Origin of the sequence: Sphingomonas hominis (assembly GCF_013328205.1) — a bacterium.
GTDB classification, from domain to species: Bacteria; Pseudomonadota; Alphaproteobacteria; order Sphingomonadales; family Sphingomonadaceae; genus Sphingomonas; species Sphingomonas hominis.
The window spans coordinates 100,471-124,734 of the sequence record NZ_JABULH010000003.1 but is presented as its reverse complement, the minus strand read 5'-3'; the positions used below and the strand labels follow the sequence as shown (position 1 = coordinate 124,734).

Here is a 24,264-nt window from a genome sequence, read left to right as displayed (position 1 = left end):
GCCTGATCTGATCGGGCGAGCGGTTACTCTAACCTTACGCGTGCTTGCTTCAGGGCGGCACAGGCTTGAACAGGGGTAACACCAGCTCAATCACAGGTAGCACGGACTCGCCCACGATGGTGCGAGTTCGCCTCCTACGGTGTCGTTCACCTAGATACGGTCCGCGCTCGACCAACAGTAGCGTCGCTCACCGATGACGGTGATGCGGTCTTGCCCCGCCCGCCTCTGGATCGCCCTCAGCCGAAGCTTCGACAGGTGAGCACCGACGCGAGCGCACCCGCAATTGTACGTCACCGCGCTCGGATTAGGCGAGCAGGTTCATTTGGAGCAGCTAATTCTGAGGTCGCGCATGATAGTGTCCTATCCGACCACAACGTCTCGCCCGAGTGCTGATGGCGCTGGCGCTAGCGCTGGGGCTTTCGGTGCTGGTGCTCTTAATACCGACGATCCTAGCCGATGCCGTTGCCCAGTCGCAGAACCGCGCTTGCATGGCGCTGTCCTACACCCGAACCATTGTCTAGCCCCATCCCGCCGGCGTCGCGCACGCCGCACTCGCTCTCTCTCCCGCCGCGTTCGTACCGTCCGTCGTCTAATCTTCAGCCAGGACACGCACTCCGCCGGCCGATGATCGCCCATCGGCCGGTTGCGTCCCTACCCTCCTTAGCGTGATCTTCCGCCGCCTCAGCGCGTCGGCACCGGCGTCTCGCCCGAATAATCGTAGAAGCCGCGCCCGCTCTTGCGTCCGAACCAACCCGCCTCGACGTATTTGATCAGCAACGGCGCGGGGCGGAACTTCGGATCGCCGGTGCCCTCGAACAGCACCCGCGTGATCTCCAGGCAGGTGTCGAGCCCGATGAAATCGGCGAGGGTCAGCGGACCCATCGGATGGTTGAGCCCCAACTGGCACGCCAGGTCGATGTCGGGGATCGTCGCCACCCCCTCGCCCAGCGCGAAACACGCTTCGTTCAGCATTGGCATCAGCACGCGGTTGACGATGAAGCCCGGCGCGTCGTTCGCGCGCACCACCTGCTTGCCAAGCTGCCGCGCATAGGTCTCGATCGTCGCTACCGTCTCATCGCTCGTCGCCAGCCCGCGGATGATCTCGATCAGCCCCATCACCGGCACGGGATTGAAGAAGTGCACGCCGATGAAGCGCGCCGCATCGGGTGCCGCCTGCGCCAGCCGCGTGATCGGGATCGACGAGGTGTTGGACGCGAGCACCGCATCCTTGCCCAGCACCTGGCCGACGCCTGCGAAGATCTGACGCTTGATCGCCTCGCGCTCGGTCGCCGCCTCGATCACCAGCGCGCACAGCGCCATCGCGGCCACGTCACCGACCGCCTCGATCCGCCCAAGCAGCGCGTCGCGCGCTTGCCCGTCGATCTTCCCCTTCTCCACGTCGCGCGCCAGCCGCTTGGCAATCCCCGCCTTGCCCGCCTCGGCGCGCGCTTGGTCGACGTCGCTCAGGATCACGCGGTACCCCGCCGCCGCCGACACCTGCGCGATGCCCGCGCCCATCTGCCCCGCGCCGATCACGCCCATCGTCCGCATCTGTTCGTTCCCCGTCCTCGTGGTTTGGGCGCGCTCTAGCCCGCTTTGCCGCCGCCGCGCCACCGCGCTATCGACCCAACATGCGCCTCATCGTTACCGTCGTGCTGCTTGCCGCCAGCCCTGCCGCCACGCCACCGACAGCGACGCCCGGCGCGCTCAAGACCTTCGGCGACTGGGCGGTCGGGTGCGACAACGTCCACCGCTGCACGCTCGCCTCGCTCGCGCCCGAAACCGCGGGAAATCCGGGCTACACGCTCGAGATCGCGCGCACGGCGGGGCCTGCCGGTGGGTTCGAGCTCGCGCTCGGCAACACCGGCAACGGCCTGGCACCGACCGCGCTGCGCGTCGGCTCGGCGCGCTTCGCCCTCACCGGCGACGCGCTCGCGGGCACGAACGCGAACCGCATCGTCGCGGCGCTCGTCAACGCCCGCACCGTCACGCTGCTGGGACGCACCGGCAAGCCGCTCGGCACCATCTCGCTCGCCGGCCTGTCGGCCGCACTGCGGTACGCCGACGCGGTTCAGCACCGCGTCGATACCGTCACCTGCGCGGTGGCGAAGGGGCGCGCACCTGCTGCGTCGGTCCCGGCCGCCCCGCTCGCCCCCGTCATCCACACACCCGCGCCGACCGGCACCCCCGCCCGATTGTCGAAAGGACAGATCGCCGCGATAAAGCGCACCGCGCGGTGCGACGCGCCGCCCAGTCCCGATGTCGACTGGAGCCCGGTCGTGTCGTCGGTCGGCGGCGACACCTCGCTCGCGGTGCTGCCCTGTTCGGTGGGCGCGTACAACGTCATCGGCGCTTTGTTCGTCATCCGCGGCAATCGCATCGAGCCCGCACGGACCGACGCGCCCGCCGGGTTCGAGGCGAGCGGCGCCGACCCGGAAACTCCGGTGCCGAGCGTCGTCAACGGCGCGTTCGAGAACGGCGTGCTCACCAGCTACGCCAAGGGCCGCGGTCTCGGCGACTGCGGCGTCTCGCAACGCTTCGCCTGGGATGGCACCCGCCTACGCCTGATCGAACAGGCGGAGATGAGCGAGTGCCGCGGCAACCCCAACTTCATCCGCACCTGGACCGCGCGCGTCGAGCGGCCCTGACGCGGCTACGGTGCGGGCTGCTCCGCTCAGGGTGTAGGCCGCTCCGCTCAGGGAGCGGGCCGCTCCCCCTGCGCCTCGGCCAGGATCACCGCGAACTTGCCCTCGTCGTCGGTCCACTCGTGGATCGGCGTCCACCCGCCGCTGCGCAGCAGGATGCGCGCGTCGCGCGGGCCGTATTTGTGGCTGTTCTCGGTGTGGATCGTCTCGCCCGCCGCGATCTCGAACGCGCGGCCCTCGACCGCGAACGACACGTCGCGCGTCGCCTCCAGGTGCATCTCGATCCGCGCGCGGTCGTCGTTCCAGATCGCGCGGTGGCGGAATGCGTCAACGGGGATCGTCCCGTTCAGCTCGCGATTGATCCGCTCCAGCAGGTTGAGGTTGAACGCCGCGGTCACGCCCTGTGCATCGTCGTAAGCTGGGACGAGCACGCCCGCGTCCTTGATCCGGTCCATCCCGATCAACAGCATCGCGCCCTCTCCCAGAGAGGCACGCATCGCACGCAGCAGGTCGACCGCGGCGAGCGGGATCAGATTGCCGATCGTCGATCCCGGAAAGAACCCCAGCTTGGGCGCGTCGTGGATCGTGTGCGGCAGCGTCAGCGGTCGCGTGAAATCGGCCTCGAACGGCAGCACCAGCAATTCGGGGAACGCCGCCGACAGCGTGCGCGAACTCTCGCGCAGGAAATCGCCCGAGATATCGATCGGCACATAAGCGGACGGTTCGACGCATTTCAGCAGCGTCGGCGTCTTGGTCGACGATCCCGATCCGAATTCCACCACCGCGCGGCCTTTGCCGGTCAGTTGGTGCAGCTCGGGGCACAATCCTTCGAGCAAAGCGACCTCGGTGCGGGTCGGATAATATTCGGGCAGGTCGGTGATGTTCTCGAACAATTCCGATCCGCGGTGATCGTAGAACCAGCGCGCCGGGATCGCGCGCGGACGCCGCGCGAGGCCCGCCAGCACGTCAGCGCGGAACTGCGGGTCGGCGAGGCTCGCCTGCCCGTCTTCGATCTCAGGCTTCAGCATCTCACAAATCCTTGGCGAGCCGCACGCCGGTGAACTGCCAGCGCTGATGGGGGTAAAAGAAATTGCGGTAGCACGCGCGCGCGTGGCCGCGCGGGGTCGCGCAACTGCCGCCGCGCAGCACGAACTGCCCGTTCATGAACTTGCCGTTATATTCGCCGACTGCGCCCTCGACCGCGCGAAAACCGGGATAGGGGCGGTAGGCGCTGCCGGTCCATTCCCACACGTCGCCGAAGAACGCCGGGCCGTCCGTCGCCGGGCGTGGTTCGACCGCGCCGCCACGGTCCATCTGGTTGCCGCCCGCCGCATCATGCGCCGCCGCCGCCGCTTCCCACTCGAACTCGGTCGGCAATCGCGCCCCCGCCCAGGTGGCATAAGCATCCGCCTCGTAGAAGCTGACGTGCGTCACCGGGGCGGCGGGATCGACCGCGCGCCGTCCGTCCAGCCCGAAGCGCGTCCACACGCCATCGCGCTGTTCCCAATAAAGCGGCGCGGTGATCCCTTCGCGCTGCACCCAGCCCCACCCGTCCGACAACCACAGCCGCGGGTCGCGGTAGCCGCCATCGGCAATGAAGCGCTGCCACTCGCCGTTGGTGACCGTCCGGTCAGCGATCGCGTGCGCGGGGATCAACGCGCGGTGTCGCGGCCCCTCGCAATCGAACGCGAACCCCTGCCCGTCGTGACCGATCTCGACCACGCGCTCCGCGCTCTCGATCCAGCGAATGGCACCGGGCATCGCGACCGGCACCTTGGGCGCCGCCGGCCAGATCGCGGGTTCGAGCGGATTCTCGCTCATCAGATGCAGCACGTCGGTGACGAGCAGCTCCTGATGCTGCTCCTCGTGATGGCAGCCGAGCGCCACCAGCTCGATCGCCGCCGGGGGCAGATCGCCCAACGCGTCCAGCAACGCCGCATCAACCGCGGCGCGATACGCCAGCACCTCGTGCAGCGTCGGCCGCGTCACCATCCCGCGCCGCCCGCGCGCGTGGCGGCGGCCTTCGGCCTCGTAATAACTGTTGAACAGGAACGGGAATCGCTCGTCGTGCAACCGGTACCCCGCGACGTGATCGCGCAGCACGAACGTCTCGAAGAACCAGGTGGTGTGCGCCAGATGCCATTTCGCCGGGCTGGCATCGTCCATCGACTGCACCGTCGCATCGGCGTCGGACAAGGGCGCGACCAGCGCTTCGCTCAGCCCGCGCACCGCGGCGAACCGGCGCGCGAGATCGCCAGCCGTATCACGTGATTGGCGTTGCGGTTCCATGATCTACTCCCCGCCGCCAACCTAGCCGTGTCACCCATTACACTAAGCTATGTTAACGGTTTGCCCCTGCCACCCACAGAACGTCGCCACCAGCCAATTGGTTCACCGCGCGCGACGCGACGAACAGGAAATCGGACAAGCGATTGATATAGGCTAGGGCTTGCGGGTTCGCGGCCGGTCCCATCGCGACCACCGAGCGCTCCGCGCGCCGCACGATCGCGCGCGCGAGATGCAGCGCCGCCGCCGCGCCGCCGGGCAGCACGAAACTGGTCAGCGGCGGCACGTTCGCGTTCAGCGCATCGATCTCCACCTCCAGCCGCGCGACCTGCGCCGGCACGATCCGCAACACCATCTCACTGGGGCTGAAATCCTCGCCCGGCGTCGCCAGATCGGCGCCCAGGTCGAACAGATCGTTCTGTATCCGCGTCAGCTGGGCGCGCACGTCCGCATCCGTCAAGCCGGCGATCGCCACGCCGATCGCGCTGTTCGCCTCGTCGACGTCGCCCATCGCCTGCAACCGCGCGTCGGCCTTCGACACGCGGCTGCCGTCGACCAGCCCGGTCTCGCCCGTGTCCCCCGTGCGCGTGTAGATGCGGTTGAGCTTGACCAAGTCTCAGGTGCGCCCGGCTGCCGCGAGCAACAGCACGCACACCAGGATCGCCGCCGCCTGGAACATGATGCGCTGCTGCATCATCCGGTTGGACTTGAGCTGTCCGGCAGTCGGCCCCTCTCCGCCACCGCGCACTTGCGCCGATTGCTCCTGGAGAAAGGAGATGATGCCGCGGACCAGCGCGACCACCGTGGCGAGCATCGCCGCGACGAGCAGGATGACGAGAAAGGTGTTCATGACCCCAATCTAGGTACGAAACGCGCCTTTTGGAAGCTGACCGCGCCGCAAATCGTCCGCCAGCGCGCGCCCGTCCATGCCGCCTTCGCGCAGGCTCGCCAGCGTCGGCGCGCCGTGCCGCTTCGCCAGCCGCTCGCCGTCGGGCCCCGCGAGCAATTCATGGTGATGGTAACGCGGCGTCGGCAGGTCGAGCAGCGCCTGCAGCAGCCGGTGGACGTGCGTCACCTCGAACAGGTCGCGCCCGCGCACCACGTCGGTGACGCCTTGCGCCGCATCGTCGATCGTCACCGCCAGATGGTAGCTCGCCGGTGCGTCCTTGCGCGCCAGCACCACGTCGCCCTGTTCCTCGGGCACCGCGCGGATCGTCTCGCCCGCATCATTCCAAACTTGCTGACCGGTGCGCGCCACCGCCGCCGCCATGTCGAGTCGCCAGCAATGCGGCTCGCCCATCCGGTCGCGCGCGTCCACGCCGCGGCACGTGCCCGGATAGATCGCGGTCGCCCCGTGCGGCGCGCTCATCGCCTCCGCAATCTCCGCGCGCGTGCAGAAACACGGATAGAACAGCCCTTCCCCGCGTAGTCGCGCCAGCGCCGCCGCATACACCTCCAGCCGATCGGACTGGAACACCACCGGCCCGTCCCACGTCAGCCCCAGCCACGCGAGGTCCGCCATGATCGTCTCGACATGCTCGGGCCGGCTGCGCGTGCCGTCGATATCCTCGATCCTGAGCAGGAACGTGCCGCCACGGCCACGCGCCAGATCATGCGCGCGGATCGCGGAAAAGGCGTGGCCCAGATGCAGCCGCCCGGTCGGCGACGGCGCGAAGCGGGAGGTGATCATCGCTGCGCCCATGTGCGCGCGCGAACCCCGCCACTCAACCCCGCCGCTCGAGGCATCACGCCTGCGCGAAGAACTTCGTCCCCACCACGCCGACGATGATCAGCGCGATGAACCCCATTTGCACCGCGTTCAGCTTTTCCCCGAACAGGATCACGCCGAAGATCGTGACCCCGACCGCGCCCAACCCGGTCCATACCGCGTACGCCGTTCCCGCCGGCAGCCCGCGCATCGCCATCGCCAGCAGCCCCATGTTGACGAAACTGAGCGTCACCGGCACCGCCGACGCGGTCCAGCTTCCCTGCACCGCCGCCCATTTGAGGCTCAGCGCCCAGATGATTTCGGTGACCACCGCCACGCCCAGAATGACCCACGCCATCGGGTTTCCTCCACTCACGGGCTCGTCGAAAAGGGCACAGCCGCCGGAAACCCGAAAGAGGCGCTGCGCCGATGCCGCCGGTTATGGCCTGGGCGCGCGATTGTCCACGACTGCCGTTGGTCGCTGGTCCAAGACTGTCTGCAACCCGCGTGACTAAAGCCCGTGTCGCACGTTAGGACGCGCGCATGACCGATCATATCGACACCTCGACCCCGCCCGCCATGACCCCGCCAATCGCGCCGACGCGCCCGCACGAATTCACGGCGCACGGCATCACGATCAGCGATCCCTGGGCGTGGCTCAAGGATCCGAACTACCCCGAGGTGACCGACCCCGACGTGCTCGCCTACCTCGAGGCCGAGAACACGTATTTCGAGGCGCAGATGGCGCCGCACCGGGCGCTCACCGACCGGCTGTACGAAGAGATGAAGGCGCGCATCAAGGAAGACGACGCCTCGGTCCCGCAGAAGGACGGCGACTATCTCTACTGGGCCGCGTTCGAGACCGGCGGGCAATATCGCAAATGGTGGCGCCGCCCGGTCGATGGCCCCGCCGACGGCTCGGCCGACGAGTTGATCCTCGACGAGCCCGCGCTCGCCGAAGGACACGAATATTTCCGCCTCGGTGGCTTCTCGATCTCGAACGACGCGACGAAACTCGCTTATGCGATCGATGACAATGGCTGCGAACGCTTCACCGTCCGCGTCAAGGATCTGACCACCGGCGAGCTGCTGCCTGACGTGATCGAGGGGATGCTGTCCGACATCGTCTGGATCGCCGACGATTCGGGCTTCCTCTACGGCCTCGCCAACAAGGAATGGCGCACGGACAATGCGCGTTTTCACCGCCTGGGCGACGATCCCGCCAACGACGCCGAGCTGTTCCACGAGGATGACGAGGGCTACCGTGTCGCGGTGGGCGAAACGAGCGACCGGCGCTGGATCGTGATCGGCACCGGCGACCATGTGACGAGCGAGGTCCGCCTGCTCCCCGCCGACGATCCCTTCGCCACGCCGATCCTGGTCGCCCCGCGCCAGTCGGGACGCGAGTATGACGTCGACACCCACGGCGACACGTTGTTCATCCACACCAACGACACCGACCCGATGTGGCGGCTCGTCACCGCGCCGATCTCGGCGCCGGGCAGCTGGACCGAACTGATTGCGCCCTCAGCCCATTTCTACATGACCGGGGTCGAGTGTTTCGCCGACTTCTTCATCGTCGAAGGCCGCGAGGACGGGCTCGACCAGATCGCGATCCATTCCTACGACGGCGCCGAGCCGAAGCGGATCACCTTTCCCGAGGCGAGCTATGCCGCGGGCACCGGCGACAATCCCGAATACGACCAGCGCGTGATCCGGCTCGGCTACGAATCGATGGTCACGCCCGGCACCGTCTACGATTACGACGTCGCGACGGGCGAACTCACCACGTTGAAGGTGCAGGAAATCCCCTCGGGCTATGACGCCGCGCGCTACGCGACCGAGCGGCTCCACATCACCGCGCGCGATGGCACGCAAGTGCCCGTCTCGATCGTGTACCCGCGCGATTTCCCGCGCGACGGCAGCCGCCCACTGTTCCTCTACGCTTACGGCGCCTACGGCCACGCGATCCCGCCCGGCTTCTCGACCGGGCGCCTGAGCCTGCTCGACCGCGGCTTTGCCTACGCGATCGCGCACATCCGCGGCGGCGACGACCTAGGCCAGCAATGGTACCATGACGGGAAGCTCGACAAGCGCGAGAACACCTTCAACGATTTCGTCGATGTCGCGCGCGGACTGATCGCGGGCGGCTGGACCGCCGAGGGCCGCATCGCGGTCGCGGGCCGCTCGGCCGGCGGCGAGTTGATGGGCGCGATCGTCAACTCCGACCCCGAACTCTGGGGCGCGGTGATCGCCGACGTGCCGTTCGTCGACGTGCTCAACACCATGCTCGACGAGTCGCTGCCGCTCACACCCGGCGAGTGGCCTGAATGGGGCAACCCGATCGAGGACGCCGCGGCATTCGAGCTGATCCGCAGCTACTCGCCCTACGACAACGTGAAGGCGCAAGATTACCCGCCACTGTTCATCTCGGGCGGCCTGAACGACCCGCGCGTGACCTATTGGGAACCCGCAAAATGGGCGGCCAAGCTGCGCGCAACCAAGACCGACAATAACGTCCTGCTGCTGAAAACCAACATGGGCGCGGGCCACGGCGGCAAGTCGGGGCGGTTCGAGAGCCTGCGCGAGGGCGCGGAAGAACACGCCTTCGTGTTGTGGCAATTGGGCGTCGAAGCCTAAGCCCGTGTCGATCGAGTCGCTGGTCGCGCAATATGGGCTTGCCGCCTTGTTCGCCGGTGCCGCGCTGGAAGGCGAGGCGGCGGTGATCGCGGGCGGGCTGCTCGCGCACCAGGGATTGTTGTCGTTGCCGGGTGCGGCGGCGGCGGCCGCGGCGGGGTCGTTCCTCGCCGATCAGGGCTGGTTCGCGTTCGGGCGGCATTTCCGCGACCAGCGCTGGGTCGTGAAACTGCGCGGCACCGCCGCCTTTGCGCGCGCGCAAGCGCAGCTCGAGCGTCACCCGCGCCGCTTCCTCTTCGCCTTTCGCTTCCTCTACGGTCTGCGCACCGTCAGCCCGATCGCGGTCGGCACGACCAACATTTCGCAGCGGCAGTTCCTCGCGATCAACTTCGTCGCGGCGATCATCTGGGCGGTGATCTTCACCGGCATCGGCTATGTCTTCGGCGACGCGGTGGAGGAGTTCGTCGGGCGCCTGCGCCACGATGCGCGGCTATGGTGGATCGTCGGCGGGGTCGTAGCGGCGGGCCTGATCGTTGCCGCGATCCATTGGTGGCGGGGAAGACGAGGACAATGAGCTTCAAACAGGATTTCACCGCGCACGCCGACGACATCGACGAGCTCGGTCACGTCAACAACGCGGTCTGGGTGCGCTGGATTCAGGATCTGGCCGTCGCGCACTGGCACGCGGTCGCCCCGGCCGAGCACCAGGACGCGTACGTCTGGGTCGTGACGCGGCACGAGATCGATTACCGCGGCAATGTCGGCGTGGGCGAGCAGGTGGTCGGGGAAACCTGGGTACCCGAGCCACCGCGCGGCGCGCGCTTCGACCGCCATTTCCGCTTCACCGGCGGCGACGGGCGGGTGCGCGTGGAAGGCGTCACGACCTGGGCGATGATCGACCGCGCAACGGCGCGGTTGGTGCGGATCCGTCCCGAGATCGCCGCGCCCTTCCTCGAAGGGACAGGATTTTTGTCGTTGTAAACAACGTCATTGGCGCACTTCGGCGATCGGGCGTACCCAGCATCACCGCCAAGAGGGCTTCCGCCATGATCATCGTCAACCTGTTGATCCTCGCACTATTGAGTGCGTGGATGGTGCAGATCGCACTTGCCGTCGGCGCGCCGGCTTATCTGATCGCCCGCCCGCTGCTGCAGCGTATCTCGCATGCGCCCGCAGTTACCGGCGTCGGCACCACCGGCGTCGGCACCGCCTGACGCCACGCGCGCGGCCGGTCTGCCCGACCGCGCACTCGGCTGCGCTTACGCCGGCTGACCGCCGCCGCCGGTCGACCCGAAGATTTGCCCGGTCGAGAAGCTGAGCGACGGGTCCGCCGCCGCCACGTACAGCGCCGCGATCTCTGCCGGCTGCCCTGCGCGACCGATCGGCGACTGGCTGCCAAAGGTGCGCAGCTTGTCGGGCGTCGCGCCACCGCTCACCTGCAACGGCGTCCAGAACGGCCCCGGCGCCACCGCATTGACGCGGATGCCGCGCGACGCGACCTGCTTGGCCAGCCCCTTGGTGAAGTTCAGCACCGCCGCGCGCGTCATGGCGTAATCGACGATGTCCTTCGACGGGTCTGCCGCCTGCTCGGACGAGGTGTTGACGATCACCGCACCCGCGCCCATCCGCTCCAGCGCCGCGCGCGTCAGCCAGAAGGGCGCGTAGACGTTGGTCTTCATCGTGTCGTCGAAATCCTGGCTCGAAATGTCGGCCAGCGTCGCGCGCGTCTGCTGCCGCGCGGCGTTGTTGACCAGAATATCGAGCCCGCCCAACTGCGCCGCCGCCTGCTCGATCAACCGCCGGCAGAACCGCTCGTCACGCAGGTCGCCCGAGATCGCCACCGCACGGCGTCCCTCCGCGCGGATCAACGCAATCACCTCGCGCGCGTCGGGCTCCTCGGCCGGCAAATAGTTGATTGCGACATCCGCCCCTTCGCGCGCATAGGCGATCGCCGCCGCGCGCCCGATCCCGCTGTCACCGCCGGTGATCAGCGCCTTCTTGCCCGCGAGCTTCCCCGAACCCTTATAGCTCGTCTCGCCGTGGTCGGGCCGCGGCGTCATCTTGGAGGCGAGCCCCGGCCACGGTTGCCGCTGCACCGGGTAAGGCGGCTTGGGGTAGGCGGCGGCCGCAGGCCTGGTCGCGGCGCCCGCGCCTCCCCCGCCCTGCGCGCTGGCTACATCGGCAACTGCGACCGCGCCCGCGGTCAGCGCGGCGCCGGTGACAAAGGTACGGCGATCGGTATCGGGCATATCGAGCCTCTCGGTGGAATGCAGGTCATCGCCGAAAGGTCGTTATCTTGCGTTAAGTTCCGTAACGAAGCGTGGCTGGCACTCGCTCCCTACCCGATCCCTGTCAGTGTATTGTGCCGCGCGGCGGTGGGATCATCCGCATCATGCGCACCAGATCGGGTGCGGCCTCGCCATCGACCAGCAGTGTCGCGGTCGCGGTCGCATCACGGTCGCGTCCGTCAAGCACCAGCCGCCACAGCCCCAGCAGCACCGCTTCGGTTTCCTCGACTTGCGGGTGGCACGGCCGCTGGAACGCCAGCGTCTCGCCCGAGAAGCGATCCAGGATGGTCATCGCCGCGTCGAACGACGATCCGCCATCGATGAAGCGCCCCGCCACTGCGCGCTTCGGCTCGCCCGCCAGCGTCAGCGTGTGCACCCAGGCACGCATCGCGTCGAGCATCAGCCGGTCGGGGGTGCGCAGTTCCGCTACCTTGCGGTCCATGAGATCGTACATGCGTTGTATCCGCCGTATTCGATGAGAATGGTTCTCATTATAACGTCGGAGAGGGCACGTCAACGCAACCGGCCGCGGACAGCCCTGGCGGGCATCGATGACCAGCGAGCAGAGCGTACGATCCTCGCAGATACGACAACGCCGCCCGCGCGCGAGGCACGAGCGGCGTTGCTGTTCGTCGCGAATGATTAAGCGGCAACGGGCTCGAAATGACCGCACCAGTCGCTCGCCTCGACCTTCGGCCACACGCCGGCTTGGTCACCGCTCGGCTGACTGATCGGCGGATTGTAGCGGCACAGGCCGAGCGACTCGTTGGTCGCCTCGGTGTCGAAGAACTTGCACTTGGCGCAGGCCGCGCCGTTGATCGTGGTGAGGGCCATGGTGTTTCTCCGGTTGAGCTGGACGACCGTCGCGCGTCCGAATTGCCTTACCAACCGAGATACTGGCGGTGAGTTCCATAAAACAAGACAAATCAACAGTTGCGATTCACTCTCACACAATGGTGCGAGCTATTATCAAGAACAAATCACTGGAGACATCACATCGTTGCTTGGGTTTCGGCCAATCGTCCGAAGCAACGTTCGTTTCCCCGTAATGATAATCATTCGCACCTTGCAACACCATTGTGCCGCCGCTCACCCAGCGTGCACGGGCAAGAGGATTGCCAAGGCCTTGGCGTATAGAACCGCGCGTGTGTCGCGCCCACGTTCGATCACGTCGGCGCGCGCCATCCGCGCCAATGCGGGCGCGTCGACGCCGTAACGGGCCGCGTAATAAGAGGCGAGCGCACGCGCCTCTCCGCACTGCCGGCTGGCGATATCTAACAGATCGAATGACATGGGACCTGGCCAACCAACGCCGCCGCGAACGGTTGCGCGGTTAACCACGCTTCCCGATCACGCCACCGTGACCGCGCCGGATCGTACGCCGGTCAGGCAGCCTGGCGGGCGTGAAACAGCTTGCCTTGCTCCACCACCAGCACGACCGTGAGCACCGCCAGCCCAATCCCGAGATAGCCGATCGCGAGCGGCAGCGTCGTGCCATTGTACGATTGCCCGATCAGCGAGCCGACGATCACCGCGCCGACGCTGGTGATGAACCCTTGGATCGACGACGCCGTGCCCGCGATCTGCCCGACCGGCTCCATCGCCATCGCGCCGAAATTTGATCCGCACAGCCCGATGCACGTCATGCTGAGCGCCTGGAACGCCATGTAACTCCACAGCGTCTCGACCCCGCTCAGGATCACCGCGATGTGCGCCACCGACAGCGCGATCAGCGCGAGCACCGCGGCTTGCGAGATCAACCGCGTGCCCAGCCGCTCGACCAACCGGCTGTTGGCGAACGACGCGATTCCCATCGAGAAGGCGCAGGCCGCGAACAGATAGGTGAAGCGGTCACCCGCACCGAATTCGTCGACGAAGATCTGCTGCGCCGAGGAGACGAACGCGATGATCCCGCCGAACGTCATCGATGCCGCCACCGCGTAGCCGAGCGAGAAGCGATTGGTCAGCGTCAGGCGATAAGCGTGCGCCAGCGTGTGCAGCGACAGTGCCCGTCGCCGCTCGACCGGCAACGTCTCACCCAGCCGGATGAACGACCACGCCAGCACAAAGGCGGCAAAGCACGCCAGCGCGTAGAAGATGTAGCGCCACGGCCCCAGCGTCACGAGCAGCAATTGCCCGAGCGTCGGCGCCATGATCGGCACGAGAAAGAAGATCATCTGCGCCACCGACAACGTGCGCGCCATCTGGCGTCCACTGAACTGGTCGCGCACGATCGCCACCGCGAGCACGCGGGTCGAGGCGGACATCAGCCCCTGCAGCACGCGCGCGCCGAGCAGGGCGGCAAAGGTTTGCGAGCTCGCCGCGAAGATGCTGGCCGCCACGAAGCCCAGCAGCGTGACGAGCAGGATCGGGCGTCGCCCGAACCGATCGGCAAGCGGACCGTAGACGAGCTGCCCGGCCCCGAACCCCAGCATGTAGGCGGTGATGATCCATTGCCGGTGATTGGCGGTCGTCACGCCCAATTGCCGCCCGATGTCGGCGAGCGCGGGCAGCATCAGGTCGACGCCCAGCGCATTCACCGCCATCAGCGCGGCGATAAAGGCGACGAACTCGCCGGGAAGCATCGGGGTGTCGGAACGCGCGGTCATCGCGCCCGCCTCTAGGCCGATGCGCCGCGCGATGCCACCGCTGTCAGTATCGCTGCCCCATTCACGCGCGCCATCGTCGTTTGCGTTCAAATTCGACTCCAAACTAGTCTAAACGAACGTCGGCCCGTCGATTGTGTCCTTGTGTTGCTGGCTCGCTTGCGCAATGCTGCCGGCCTGCCCGACGCGTCCCTTTGCTTCGGGTGCTACGGGGGAGGCTTCATGTCCGTCCGCGACGCGTGTCGCCCGGACGTGAAGCCGTCTCGCCGCCGCCATGATTTGTACACGTTCTTGCGCTAGACGAATGTTGGGGCGCAACCGCGTCCCACGGACAGCAGGTCGCCCCGCTGCATCGTCACGACGGGCAGCGGGGCGACTTGGCCGATTTACCGCCGTAGCGAGATGCGCCCGGTCAGCAGCGGACGCAGCACCAGCGCATTGACGTCGATGAACAGGTGCAGCGCGATGGCGACCCACAGGCTGGCGGTCGCGACATAGGCATAAGCCAATAACGCACCCACCAGCGTCGTGGCGACGATCCCCGCCCATCCCTGATAACGATGCGCCACGCCGAACAGCAACGTCGCGGCGGAGAAGCCGACCACGGGCGATCCTAAGACGAGCGTCACCAGCAACGGCACGAGCAGGCGGAAGAACCATTCCTCGCTCACCGCCGCGACCAGCGACAGCAGCAAGCCCCAGCCGAGCTCCGCGCGGGCGCGCGGCAGCACCGCACCCAGCCGACCGATCTGCAACCGTCGCCGCGTCAACCGCGCCGCGCCGCCTCCGATCAGCGCGCCCGCGACGATCGCACCACCCAGCATCCACCCCGCCGACCCGGCGAGCGACACCGTTCCGGTCAGCGACCGCAGCGCGGCGAACTCGCCTGGCATCGTCGACAGCGCCGACCAGCGACCCGCTATCCCCAACAGCAGCAGCGAACTGGCACCGAACAGAATGGCGATCCGCGCGGCGGCGCGGGTGAAGTAACGCGCGCGGCCCTGTGGCCAGCGCGGCGGCGGAAAGCCGACCTCGCCCCCGCGCACGAAATAAACGAACGCCGCAAGCGCCACCATCAGCAGCAACGCCGCCTGCACCGACTCGGTCATCGCCGTCGACGCGAGGCAAAGGCGCGCCGACCGCAGCCGATCGATGAAAACGCGCCAGCACGATACCGACTCGCGAACGGAGCCGCACCCCCACGCGCCGCCCGCCGCTGGCCGATCCCTCGGCGGCGCGTGAAGAACACGATCTCATCGCCGATCATGCCCGGCTCTAGCCACAGCAAGCTCACGCTGAACATCCCCACGATGCGCCCCCCCAGCGAGCGCGCGAAGCAACGAACAGGTCTGGCCAAGGCTACGCCGGTCAGCGCCCGCAGCATCGCCGTGCGGAAGAGCCCAGGCGGCGTTTCCACCGTCCTTTAACGCGCGAATGCAGCAACGCCGCACCCCCGCCATCAGAGATTGGCGCTCGAACAGCGTCGATGCCCGGTCATGCCTCATTGGGAAACACGATCGGTCACGCACAGGCCGAGTGCGGCGACCGCGCTTGCTCCCTACGTCACGCCGGTCAGCGCGAGCCTGATCGTGACGCCCGCACCCAGGGGCAACGCCGCGCGTCTCGGGGCGATCATCGCCACTCGAACAGTGTCGGTACGTCATATCCGAGCACGCCCACGAGCGCGCGAGGTCAACATAACCCCCATAGTGGTTGTGACATGCCGCGTCCGCCCGGCACGTCACGCCGATCGGCGCGAGCCCGATTACGACTGCACGCTGGCGCTTATGACATGCAACGCTCACGCGCAGCACGACGCAAGGGCACTCACCTGCCACATCGCACTAGCGTCGTGACCATGCCGAGCGCGACGCCCCCACCCGGCGCACGGGCAGCCCCACTGCCCACCACGTGACCGGGCGCCCGCGGCGGCGTGCGATCAACGATCGAGGCGGTGCTCGCCCTTGACCCAGCGCACTGTGCCCGACGACGCGCGCATCACCACGCTCTCGGTCGTCATGACCTTGCCCTTGCGCTTGACGCCAGCGAGCAGCGAACCGTCGGTCACGCCGGTCGCCGCGAAGATGCAGTCGCCTTTTGCCAAGTCGGTCAGGTCATATTGCCGGCTGAGGTCGGTCACGCCCCACTTGGCCGCCCGCGCGCGCTCGTCGTCGTTGCGGAACAACAAACGCCCCTTGAACTGCCCGCCGACGCAGCGCAGCGCCGCCGCCGCCAGCACGCCCTCGGGTGCGCCGCCCGACCCCATGTAGACATCGATCGTGGTATCGGGATCGGTCGTCGCGATCACGCCCGCGACGTCGCCGTCGCCGATCAGCACGATGCCGCAGCCGATGGCGCGCAGCTCGGCGATCAGCGCCTCGTGGCGCGGCCGGTCGAGCACGCAGGCGATGATCTCGCTCGGCGCCACGCCCTTCGCCGCCGCGATCGCCTCAACGTTCTCGGTCGGCGTACGATCGAGGTCGATCACGCCCTCGGGCAGGCCGGGGCCGACCGCCAATTTGTCCATGTACACGTCGGGCGCGTTGAGCAGCCCGCCGCCTTCCGCGATCGCCAGCACCGCCAGGCTGTTCGGCCCCGACTTGGCACAGATCGTCGTGCCTTCCAGCGGATCGAGCGCGATGTCGATCGCCGGGCCGGTACCGCTGCCGACCTTTTCGCCGATGAACAGCATCGGCGCCTCGTCGCGCTCGCCCTCGCCGATCACCACGGTGCCGTCCATGTCGAGCTCGTTGAGCGCGGCGCGCATCGCCTCGACCGCGGCGGCATCGGCCGCCTTCTCGTCGCCCCGGCCGTTCAGCGTCGACGCGGCAATCGCGGCGGCTTCGGTCACGCGCACCATTTCGAGCACGAGCACACGGTCGAGAACCTTGGAGGCGGTGGTCGTCATCGCTGAAATCCCCTCGACGATGCCGCAGCACCGATGTTTAACGCGTTAAACGTGCCTTACCGCGCCGGCTACAAAGGTTCAATCCCGCAGCAGCTCGTTGATCCCGGTCTTCTCGCGCGTCTGCGCGTCGACGCGCTTGACGATTACCGCGCAGTATAGGTTGGGTCCCTGCCCGGTGGAGCTCGGCGCCGACCCCGCGACCACCACCGAGTAAGGCGGCACCTCGCCGTAGAAGGTCTCGCCGGTCGCGCGGTCGATGATGCGGGTCGACTTGCCGAGGTACACTCCCATCGACAGCACCGCGCCCTCGCCGACGCGCACGCCCTCCGCGACCTCCGACCGCGCACCGATGAACGCGCCGTCGCCGATGATGACCGGATCGGCCTGCAGCGGCTCGAGCACGCCGCCGATCCCGACCCCGCCCGACAGATGAACGTTCCGGCCGATCTGCGCGCAACTGCCGACCGTCGCCCAGGTGTCGACCATCGTCCCCTCGCCGACATAGGCGCCGATGTTGACGAAGCTCGGCATCAGGATCGCGCCACGGCCGACATAGGCGCCGCGCCTGACCACGCTGCCCGGCACGGCGCGGAAACCCGCGGCGCGGAACTGCTCCTCGCTCCAACCCGAGAATTTCGACGGCACCTTGTCGAACCAGTGGCCCTGACCCGGTCCGTTGTCGATCAGGGCATTGTCGTTCAGGCGGAAGCTCAGCAGCACCGCCTTCTTCAACCATTGGTTGACGCGCCAGCCGCCCGCCGCTCCCTGGCTGTCATCCGGCTCGGCAACGCGCGCGGTGCCGGCGTCGAGCTGCGCCAGTGCCTCGGTCACCGCCTCGCGTACCTCGCCGGTAGTCGACAAACCGATCTCGGCGCGGTTCTCCCACGCGGTGTCGATCGTGGTGGCGAGGTCGGTCATAAAGTCTCCGTGATCTGGTTGAGCCATTGGGTCACGTCGGTGACGCGGATGTCGACATAGCTGCGGTCGGCGTCGTGATCCTGCTCGCTGCCATTGTCGACCCACACCGTCGTCATGCCGATCGCCTTGGCGGGTTTCAGGTTGCGCGCCATGTCCTCGACGAACAGCGCGGTGGTCGGGTCGATGCCGAACGCGGCGCAGATGCCGGCATAGGCCGCGGGTGCGGGCTTGGGCACCAGGTCCATCGCGTGAATGTCGTGGACTGCCTCAAAACTCTCCCCCAGCCCCAGCCGGTCGAGCACCTTCAGCGCATAAGGCTTGTCGCCGTTGGTGAAGACGATCTTGCGTCCGGGCAGCTTGGCGAGCGCGGCCGCCATCGGCGCGTTCGCCTCCAGCACGTCCATTTCGATATCGTGGACGTAGGACAGGAACGCCGCAGGATCGACCTCATGCTCCGCCATCAACCCGGCAAGCGTCGTGCCGTGGCCGAGGAAATAGGCCTTTTGCACGCGGTGCGCCTCGGCGAGATCGAGCGACAGCAGATCGGCGATGAACGCGGTCATGCGCCGGTCGATCAGCGCGAACAGATTGGCCGAGGCGGGATAGAGCGTGTTGTCGAGATCAAACAACCACGTGTCGATATGGGATAGTTCGGGCGGCATCGCCGCGCGCTCTACTGCGCTTCGTGCCCGCGTTGAAGCCCGCGCCCCTTCGAAAAGCTGGCACGGCGAAAAGCTGGCACGTCGAAAAGCTGGCACGTCGAAAAGCTGGGCTGCGCGCGCACCAAGCTCACCTGTCTGGCGCGACACCGGCGGCGACCCCATCTCTGTCTCATGACCCTATATTCGCTCCTCGATCTCGTTCCCGTCGTCGAAGGCGGCACCGTGTCGCAGTCGCTGGCGAACGCCGCCGATCTCGCGCGCCACGCCGAAACGCTCGGCTTCAATCGCTACTGGGTGGCCGAACATCACGGCATGAAGGGGATTGCCTCGGCCGCGACCGCGGTCGTGATCGCGCACGTCGCGGGCGCGACGCAGCACATCCGCGTTGGCGCGGGCGGCATCATGCTGCCCAATTCCGCGCCGCTCCAGATCGCCGAACAGTTCGGCACGCTCGACGCGCTCTACCCCGGCCGCATCGACCTCGGGCTCGGGCGCGCGCCCGGCAGCGACCAGCGCGTCGCGCATGCGCTGCGCCGCAACCTCGCCAGCGACGCCAATCAATTCCCCAACGATGTGGTCGAACTTCAAAGCTATTTCGCCGACGACGGCCGCACCGGCATCTCCGCGACGCCGGGCGCGGGTGCGAAGCCCGAGATGTGGATCCTCGGCTCCAGCACCTTCGGCGCGCAGCTCGCCGCGATCCTGGGGCTCCCCTACGCCTTTGCCTCGCACTTCGCCCCCGACGCGCTCGATGCCGCACTCGCGATCTACCGCCGCGATTTCCGCCCGTCGGCACAGCTCGCGCGGCCCTATGCGATGGCCGGGTTCAACGTCTTCGCCGCCGACACGCACGACGAGGCCGAGTTCCTCGCCAGCTCGCAGCAGCAATCGTTCATCGCACTGCGCACCGGCACCCCGGGACTGATGAAGCCGCCGGTCGCGAACTACCGCGCCAGCCTGCCGGCCGCCCACGCCGCGATGCTCGACAACGTCCTGTCCTGCTCCGCGATCGGCACCCGCGACGAGGTCGCGCGCGGGATCGCCTCCTTCGTCCGGCGCACGCAAGTCGACGAGGTCATGCTGACCAGCGCGATCTACGACCACCACGCGCGCAAGCATTCGCTCACCCTCACCGCCGACGCGATGGCGGAGGTGCGCCAAGCCGCCTGACCGACCGGGAGGGCATTGCCCTCCCGCGCCAGCGCGGTTACGCCCGCCCGCATGACGCAGGTCGGCATCATCATGGGCTCGACGTCCGACTGGGACACGATGAGCCACGCGGCCGCGACGCTCGACGCACTCGGCATCGCGCACGAGGTTCGCGTCGTCTCCGCGCACCGCACCCCGCAACGGCTCTACGATTACGCGACCGGCGCCGCGGCCCGTGGGCTCAAGGTCATCATCGCAGGGGCCGGTGGCGCGGCGCACCTGCCCGGCATGGCGGCGTCGATGACGCACCTGCCCGTGCTCGGCGTGCCCGTCGAATCAAAGGCGCTGAAGGGCATGGATAGCCTCATGTCGATCGTGCAGATGCCCGGCGGCATCCCTGTCGGCACGCTCGCGATCGGCCGCGCGGGCGCGATCAACGCCGCGCTGCTCGCCGCCGCGATCCTCGCACTCGCCGACGACGCGCTGTCGCTCCGCCTCCAGGCGTGGCGCGCGGCACAGACCGCGGGCGTCGCCGAAGCTCCCTGACCCTTTCCGCAAACGGAACGTACCATGCCGCTCGCTCAGCTCGACCGTCCGCTTGCCCCCGGCGGCACCATCGGCATCCTGGGCGGCGGGCAATTGGGGCGCATGATCGCGGTTGCCGCCGCGCAGCTCGGCTACCGCACCCACGTCCTCGCCCCCGACCGCGAGAGCGTCGCCGCGCAGACCGCCTCCAGCCTGACGCGCGCCGATTATCACAACAAGGTCGTGCTCGCCGATTTCGCCGCGCAGTGCGACGTCGTCACCTACGAGTTCGAGAATATCGCGGTCGCCCCCGTCGAGTGGCTGGCCGAGCGCGTGCCCGTCTATCCGCCCCCCAAAAGCCTCGCGGTCGCGCAGGACCGCGTGCGCGAGAAGCGCTTCGTGGAGGAGGTCGGCGGCCGCCCCGCGCGCTGGCAGGCGGTCAATTCGCGCGAGGAACTCGACGCCGCACTCGCGCGCATCGGCACGCCCGCGGTGCTCAAGACGACGCGCTTCGGCTATGACGGAAAAGGCCAGACGCGGATCAACGACGCCGCCGAGGCCGACGCCGCGTGGGAGGCGATCGGCGGCCCCGCGATCCTCGAAGCGTTCGTCACCTTCACCCACGAATTCTCGATCCTGCTGGTGCGCGGCATCGACGGCACGATCACCAGCTACCCGCCGCCGTGGAACGAGCACCGCGACGCGATCCTCCACCGCTCGGCGGTCCCTGCGCCAGCCGAGATCGCGCAGCAATGGACCGAGGCGGCGGCGTTGACCGGCCGCATCGCCGACGCGCTGGGTCACGTGGGCGTGCTCACCTGCGAATATTTCGCCGGTGCCGACGGCCCCGTCTTCAACGAAATGGCGCCGCGCGTCCACAATTCGGGCCATTGGACGATCGAGGGCGCGGAAACCTCGCAATTCGCCAACCACGTCCGCGCGATCTGCGGCCTGCCGCTCGGCGACACCGCGCTCACCGCACCCGCAATCGTGATGGAAAATCTGATCGGCGACGAATGGCAACGCTGGAGCGAGCTGGTCGCGGCGCCGCGTACCCACCTGCACCTCTACGGCAAGCGCGAGGCAAGGCCGGGGCGCAAGATGGGGCACGTCACCCGGCTGGAGCGCTGAGCGCGGGATCGCGCTCGGTGGCCGCGCCGCGCCAGTACCTCGTGGTCGCACGGTGCGCGTGGCCGGACCGACTATTCACGTCGTCGTGCACCCGACACCGGCTTATCGGCCTGACATACCGCTCATCCCTTCGACGATCCCGATCCCGATGCCTCACGCCACCGCGTCGTCTTCCGCACCAGGCACCGGGTCCGTCACGCCGCTGCCTTGCTGCTGCCCAGCTTCGCGGCCAAGGTGCGCGCCCATGATCCCCGCGACGACCCGCTACGCGTTCTACGATCTCGACCGGACGATCACGCGCCTGCCGACTTGGTCCGCGTTCCTGCTCTACGCGGCAAAGGCGCGCGCGCCGTGGCGGCTGGCGCTCGTCCCCGCCGCCGCACTCGCCGCCGTCGCGCACAAGGTAGGGGTGATGAACCGCGATCGGCTGAAGGAGGTGATGCACCGCCTGCTGATCGGCGGCGCGGTGCACGCGGGTGATCTTTCGCGGATCGCCGATGCCTTTGCCGACCAACAATTGAGCGGCAACGTCCGCGCCGGTGCACGTGCTCGGATCGCCGCCGATCGCGCAGCGGGCTACCGTGTCGTGCTCGCCACCGCCGCGCACCGCTTCTACGCCACGGCGATCGCGCGCCGGCTCGGCATCGCCGACGTGATCGCAACCGAGGCGTCGTCCGCGCCCGACGGCCGGGTCGGCTACCGCCTGTCGGGCGCCAACGTCTACGGCGCGGCCAAGCTCGCCGCGGTCACCGCCTGGCTTGGGCATCGTGGCGAACCGCGCGAGCGCCAGCACGTCCGCTTCTACAGCGACCACGCCACCGACGCCCCCTGCCTCGCCGTCGCCGACGAAGGTTTCGCGGTCCACCCCGACCGCCGCCTGCGCGCGCTGGCGCACGCGAACGGCTGGCCGATCCTCGACTGGATGCAATGATGCGCGCCATCATCCTCAGCGCCGGCCGCGGCTCACGACTGCTGCCGCTGACCGATCTGATGCCGAAATGCCTCGTGCCCGTCGGCGGGCGCGCGATCCTCGACCATCAGCTCGACGCGCTGGCCGAGGCGGGGGTGCGCGAGGCGATCGTCGTCGCGGGCTATCGCCACGATCAGGTCGGCGCGCACCTCGCCACGCACCGCCCGCCGCTCGCGGTCACGCTGCGCTTCAATCCGTTCTGGGCGGTGTCGAGCAGTATTGGCAGCGTCTGGGCGGCGGGCGACATGCTCGACGACGCCTTTTGTTTGCTGAACGGCGACACCACGCTGACCGGCCCCATTCTCGCGCGCGCACTGGCGCACGACGGCGAGTACGACCGCGCCGGCGTCGGCCTGGTGGTCGAACCGATCGCACAGGCCGATACCGACGACATGCTGGTCCGCGTCGCGGGCGGGCGCGTCACTGCGGTATCGAAAGCGCTGCCGAGCGACCAGGCAACGCATCGCTCGCTCGGCGTCGTGATCGCGGGTGCACAGAGCGGTTACCGCCCCGTCCTCGACCGCGTGATCGCCGGCACGGACGGCATCAATGCTTATCACCACGACGTCGTCGCCGCGCTCGCCACCCAGGGCGCGGTCCACGCGATCGTCGAGGAAAGCGGCGGCTGGGTCGAGATCGACCGCCCCGAGGACGTCGACCGCTGGAACGCGCGCGCACGATGAAGGCGGCACCAATCGCCTTCCTGTTCCTCGGCGAAACGCTGCTGATCCCGCACCTTTTCCCGATCGTCGAAGCGCTCGCCGACGCGCGCCCCGATCTGCCGCTCGACTTATGGGTTTCGACCTCGACCCACGAGCAGCTGCTCGCCGGCTGGACCGCGCATCTGCCGCAGGTCCGCCTCCGCCGCGCGCCCGGCTTCCGTCGCCTCGCCGCCACCACACCCGGCGAGCGCCCGATCCTGCCATCCAAGCTGCCGATGCTGCTCCGCCTAGCGCCCCGGCTCGCGCGCACCAGCATTGTCGTCTGCGCCGAACAGACCAGCCTGTGGCTGCCGCGCGCCTTCCCGTGGATGCGCACGCGCTTCGTCAAAACCTCGCACGGCGTAGGCTCGATGAGCGCGCGCGACGACAAAAGGCGGATGGCCGCAACCTACACCCTGGTGCCGAGCGAGCAGGAACGCGCCACCTATCTCGCGCGCGGCATGGCGCCCGACCGGATCGAGGCGACAGGCTACATCAAGGCCGCCTTCCGCCAGCGCACGCCCGCGCGCGCCCTGTTTCCCGACGCCCTGTTCGCCGACAACCGCCCGGTGCTGCTCTACACCCCGCACTGGCAGGCGCACCGCTCGTCCTGGCCGGCTTGGGGGCCGCAGGTGGTCGACCAGCTTAGACGTCAGCGCGACTGGAACGTCATCCTCGCCCCGCATCAGCGCCTGATCGAGCGCGCGCCCGAGCTGCGCGAGACGCTCGCCCGCGTCGCGGACCTGCCGCACGTCCACGTCGATCTCGACAGTTTCGCGACCGTCGATGGCAGCTACACCGCGGCGGCCGACCTCTACCTCGGCGACACGTCGAGCCAGCTCATCGAGTTCCTCGCCCGCCCGCGCCCCGCCGTGTTTCTCAACGCGCACGCGCGCGCCTGGGCGGACGATCCCGCCTATGCCATGTGGCGCGCGGGCGAGGTGGTGGACGACCTCGCCGACCTGCTCCCCGCGCTCGCGCGCGCGCCCGCACGCCACGCCGAATATGCCACGACCCAGCGCGATATCGCCAGCGCAGCGCTCGGCGACGCGAGCGGTGCCGGCGGCGCCCGAGCGGCCGAGGCGGTGCTGCGCGTCCTCGCCAACCCCGGACCCCATCGCTAAAGGCCC

The 24,264-nt window shown here is 68.3% G+C and carries 27 protein-coding genes; 11 read left to right on the top strand and 16 right to left on the bottom strand.

The window, feature by feature from the left end; translation table 11 throughout:
* Positions 1-681 precede the first annotated feature (681 nt).
* The gene (locus tag HRV97_RS08970; RefSeq protein ID WP_174193931.1) at positions 682-1,551 is read right to left on the bottom strand and encodes a 3-hydroxybutyryl-CoA dehydrogenase; all 870 of its coding nucleotides are present in this window, start codon (positions 1,549-1,551) and stop codon (positions 682-684) included.
* Between the two features lie 80 nt (positions 1,552-1,631).
* Between HRV97_RS08970 and HRV97_RS08965 the strand changes: the two genes are divergently transcribed.
* Entirely contained in the window at positions 1,632-2,648 is a 1,017-nt protein-coding gene (locus HRV97_RS08965; protein WP_174193930.1) for a DUF1176 domain-containing protein, read from the top strand.
* Positions 2,649-2,695: 47 nt separating this feature from the next.
* Here the strand turns inward: HRV97_RS08965 and egtD are convergent, their stop codons facing one another.
* From egtD to HRV97_RS08935, 6 genes are read right to left on the bottom strand one after another with little or no spacing between them, the layout of a single operon-like run.
* Positions 2,696-3,673 carry an L-histidine N(alpha)-methyltransferase gene (gene egtD / locus HRV97_RS08960; RefSeq protein WP_174193929.1) on the bottom strand — a complete coding sequence of 326 codons (978 nt, stop codon included), beginning with the start codon at positions 3,671-3,673 and terminating at the stop codon, positions 2,696-2,698.
* Between the two features lies 1 nt (position 3,674).
* Entirely contained in the window at positions 3,675-4,934 is a 1,260-nt protein-coding gene (gene egtB, locus HRV97_RS08955; RefSeq protein ID WP_174193928.1) for an ergothioneine biosynthesis protein EgtB, read from the bottom strand.
* 52 nt (positions 4,935-4,986) lie between these two features.
* Complete coding sequence (locus HRV97_RS08950; RefSeq protein WP_174193927.1) at positions 4,987-5,544, bottom strand: cob(I)yrinic acid a,c-diamide adenosyltransferase; 558 nt, start codon at positions 5,542-5,544, stop codon at positions 4,987-4,989.
* Between the two features lie 3 nt (positions 5,545-5,547).
* Positions 5,548-5,781, bottom strand: coding sequence for a twin transmembrane helix small protein (locus tag HRV97_RS08945; protein WP_174193926.1), 234 nt, complete (start codon positions 5,779-5,781; stop codon positions 5,548-5,550).
* Between the two features lie 9 nt (positions 5,782-5,790).
* Positions 5,791-6,621, bottom strand: a complete 831-nt coding sequence (gene gluQRS / locus HRV97_RS08940; RefSeq protein WP_246248633.1) for a tRNA glutamyl-Q(34) synthetase GluQRS — start codon at positions 6,619-6,621, stop codon at positions 5,791-5,793.
* 55 nt (positions 6,622-6,676) lie between these two features.
* Entirely contained in the window at positions 6,677-6,997 is a 321-nt protein-coding gene (locus HRV97_RS08935) for a DMT family transporter (protein WP_174193924.1), read from the bottom strand.
* Between the two features lie 185 nt (positions 6,998-7,182).
* Here HRV97_RS08935 and HRV97_RS08930 point away from each other — a divergent pair, with 185 nt between their 5' ends.
* The 4 genes from HRV97_RS08930 (at position 7,183) to HRV97_RS08915 (ending at position 10,490) form a co-directional block, all read left to right on the top strand.
* A complete protein-coding gene (locus tag HRV97_RS08930; RefSeq protein ID WP_174193923.1) occupies positions 7,183-9,279 on the top strand; it encodes a S9 family peptidase in 2,097 nt (698 codons plus the stop codon).
* Positions 9,280-9,283: 4 nt separating this feature from the next.
* Entirely contained in the window at positions 9,284-9,850 is a 567-nt protein-coding gene (locus HRV97_RS08925) for a VTT domain-containing protein (RefSeq protein WP_174193922.1), read from the top strand.
* Positions 9,847-10,257 (top strand): acyl-CoA thioesterase, encoded by a 411-nt coding sequence (locus HRV97_RS08920; RefSeq protein WP_174193921.1) that lies wholly within the window; start codon positions 9,847-9,849, stop codon positions 10,255-10,257. Before HRV97_RS08925 ends, HRV97_RS08920 begins: the two co-directional genes overlap by 4 nt.
* A gap of 65 nt (positions 10,258-10,322) precedes the next feature.
* A complete protein-coding gene (locus HRV97_RS08915) occupies positions 10,323-10,490 on the top strand; it encodes a hypothetical protein (protein ID WP_174193920.1) in 168 nt (55 codons plus the stop codon).
* A gap of 45 nt (positions 10,491-10,535) precedes the next feature.
* On the opposite strand, the gene HRV97_RS08910 is transcribed toward HRV97_RS08915, so the two are convergent.
* The 9 genes from HRV97_RS08910 to HRV97_RS08870 all read right to left on the bottom strand — a co-directional run bounded on the left by HRV97_RS08910 (position 10,536) and on the right by HRV97_RS08870 (position 18,658).
* A complete protein-coding gene (locus HRV97_RS08910; protein WP_174193919.1) occupies positions 10,536-11,525 on the bottom strand; it encodes an SDR family oxidoreductase in 990 nt (329 codons plus the stop codon).
* Positions 11,526-11,628: 103 nt separating this feature from the next.
* Positions 11,629-12,018 (bottom strand): hypothetical protein, encoded by a 390-nt coding sequence (locus HRV97_RS08905; RefSeq protein WP_174193918.1) that lies wholly within the window; start codon positions 12,016-12,018, stop codon positions 11,629-11,631.
* Between the two features lie 188 nt (positions 12,019-12,206).
* On the bottom strand, positions 12,207-12,398 hold the full coding sequence (locus HRV97_RS08900; RefSeq protein ID WP_174193917.1) for a hypothetical protein: 192 nt from the start codon (positions 12,396-12,398) through the stop codon (positions 12,207-12,209).
* A gap of 255 nt (positions 12,399-12,653) precedes the next feature.
* Complete coding sequence (locus tag HRV97_RS08895) at positions 12,654-12,857, bottom strand: hypothetical protein (protein WP_174193916.1); 204 nt, start codon at positions 12,855-12,857, stop codon at positions 12,654-12,656.
* Between the two features lie 92 nt (positions 12,858-12,949).
* Positions 12,950-14,149 carry a multidrug effflux MFS transporter gene (locus HRV97_RS08890; protein WP_174194140.1) on the bottom strand — a complete coding sequence of 400 codons (1,200 nt, stop codon included), beginning with the start codon at positions 14,147-14,149 and terminating at the stop codon, positions 12,950-12,952.
* 407 nt (positions 14,150-14,556) lie between these two features.
* Positions 14,557-15,279: a CPBP family intramembrane glutamic endopeptidase gene (locus HRV97_RS08885; RefSeq protein ID WP_174193915.1), complete on the bottom strand. Its 723-nt coding sequence runs from the start codon at positions 15,277-15,279 to the stop codon at positions 14,557-14,559.
* 830 nt (positions 15,280-16,109) lie between these two features.
* A complete protein-coding gene (gene glpX / locus HRV97_RS08880) occupies positions 16,110-17,078 on the bottom strand; it encodes a class II fructose-bisphosphatase (protein WP_174193914.1) in 969 nt (322 codons plus the stop codon).
* Between the two features lie 78 nt (positions 17,079-17,156).
* Positions 17,157-17,996 carry a 2,3,4,5-tetrahydropyridine-2,6-dicarboxylate N-succinyltransferase gene (gene dapD, locus HRV97_RS08875; RefSeq protein WP_174193913.1) on the bottom strand — a complete coding sequence of 280 codons (840 nt, stop codon included), beginning with the start codon at positions 17,994-17,996 and terminating at the stop codon, positions 17,157-17,159.
* Complete coding sequence (locus tag HRV97_RS08870; RefSeq protein ID WP_174193912.1) at positions 17,993-18,658, bottom strand: pyrimidine 5'-nucleotidase; 666 nt, start codon at positions 18,656-18,658, stop codon at positions 17,993-17,995. The genes dapD and HRV97_RS08870 overlap by 4 nt, the downstream gene beginning before the upstream one ends.
* 171 nt (positions 18,659-18,829) lie before the next feature.
* Between HRV97_RS08870 and HRV97_RS08865 the strand changes: the two genes are divergently transcribed.
* The 6 genes from HRV97_RS08865 to HRV97_RS08840 all read left to right on the top strand — a co-directional run bounded on the left by HRV97_RS08865 (position 18,830) and on the right by HRV97_RS08840 (position 24,258).
* A complete protein-coding gene (locus HRV97_RS08865) occupies positions 18,830-19,828 on the top strand; it encodes an LLM class flavin-dependent oxidoreductase (protein ID WP_174193911.1) in 999 nt (332 codons plus the stop codon).
* A 51-nt stretch (positions 19,829-19,879) separates the two neighbouring features.
* Positions 19,880-20,353 carry a 5-(carboxyamino)imidazole ribonucleotide mutase gene (gene purE, locus HRV97_RS08860; protein ID WP_174193910.1) on the top strand — a complete coding sequence of 158 codons (474 nt, stop codon included), beginning with the start codon at positions 19,880-19,882 and terminating at the stop codon, positions 20,351-20,353.
* A gap of 24 nt (positions 20,354-20,377) precedes the next feature.
* Positions 20,378-21,463, top strand: a complete 1,086-nt coding sequence (locus tag HRV97_RS08855; RefSeq protein WP_174193909.1) for a 5-(carboxyamino)imidazole ribonucleotide synthase — start codon at positions 20,378-20,380, stop codon at positions 21,461-21,463.
* A 244-nt stretch (positions 21,464-21,707) separates the two neighbouring features.
* Positions 21,708-22,394, top strand: coding sequence for an HAD family hydrolase (locus HRV97_RS08850; protein WP_174193908.1), 687 nt, complete (start codon positions 21,708-21,710; stop codon positions 22,392-22,394).
* Positions 22,391-23,116, top strand: a complete 726-nt coding sequence (locus tag HRV97_RS08845) for a phosphocholine cytidylyltransferase family protein (protein ID WP_246248632.1) — start codon at positions 22,391-22,393, stop codon at positions 23,114-23,116. Before HRV97_RS08850 ends, HRV97_RS08845 begins: the two co-directional genes overlap by 4 nt.
* Positions 23,113-24,258, top strand: a complete 1,146-nt coding sequence (locus HRV97_RS08840) for a hypothetical protein (RefSeq protein WP_174193906.1) — start codon at positions 23,113-23,115, stop codon at positions 24,256-24,258. The genes HRV97_RS08845 and HRV97_RS08840 overlap by 4 nt, the downstream gene beginning before the upstream one ends.
* The last annotated feature ends 6 nt before the right edge of the window (positions 24,259-24,264 follow it).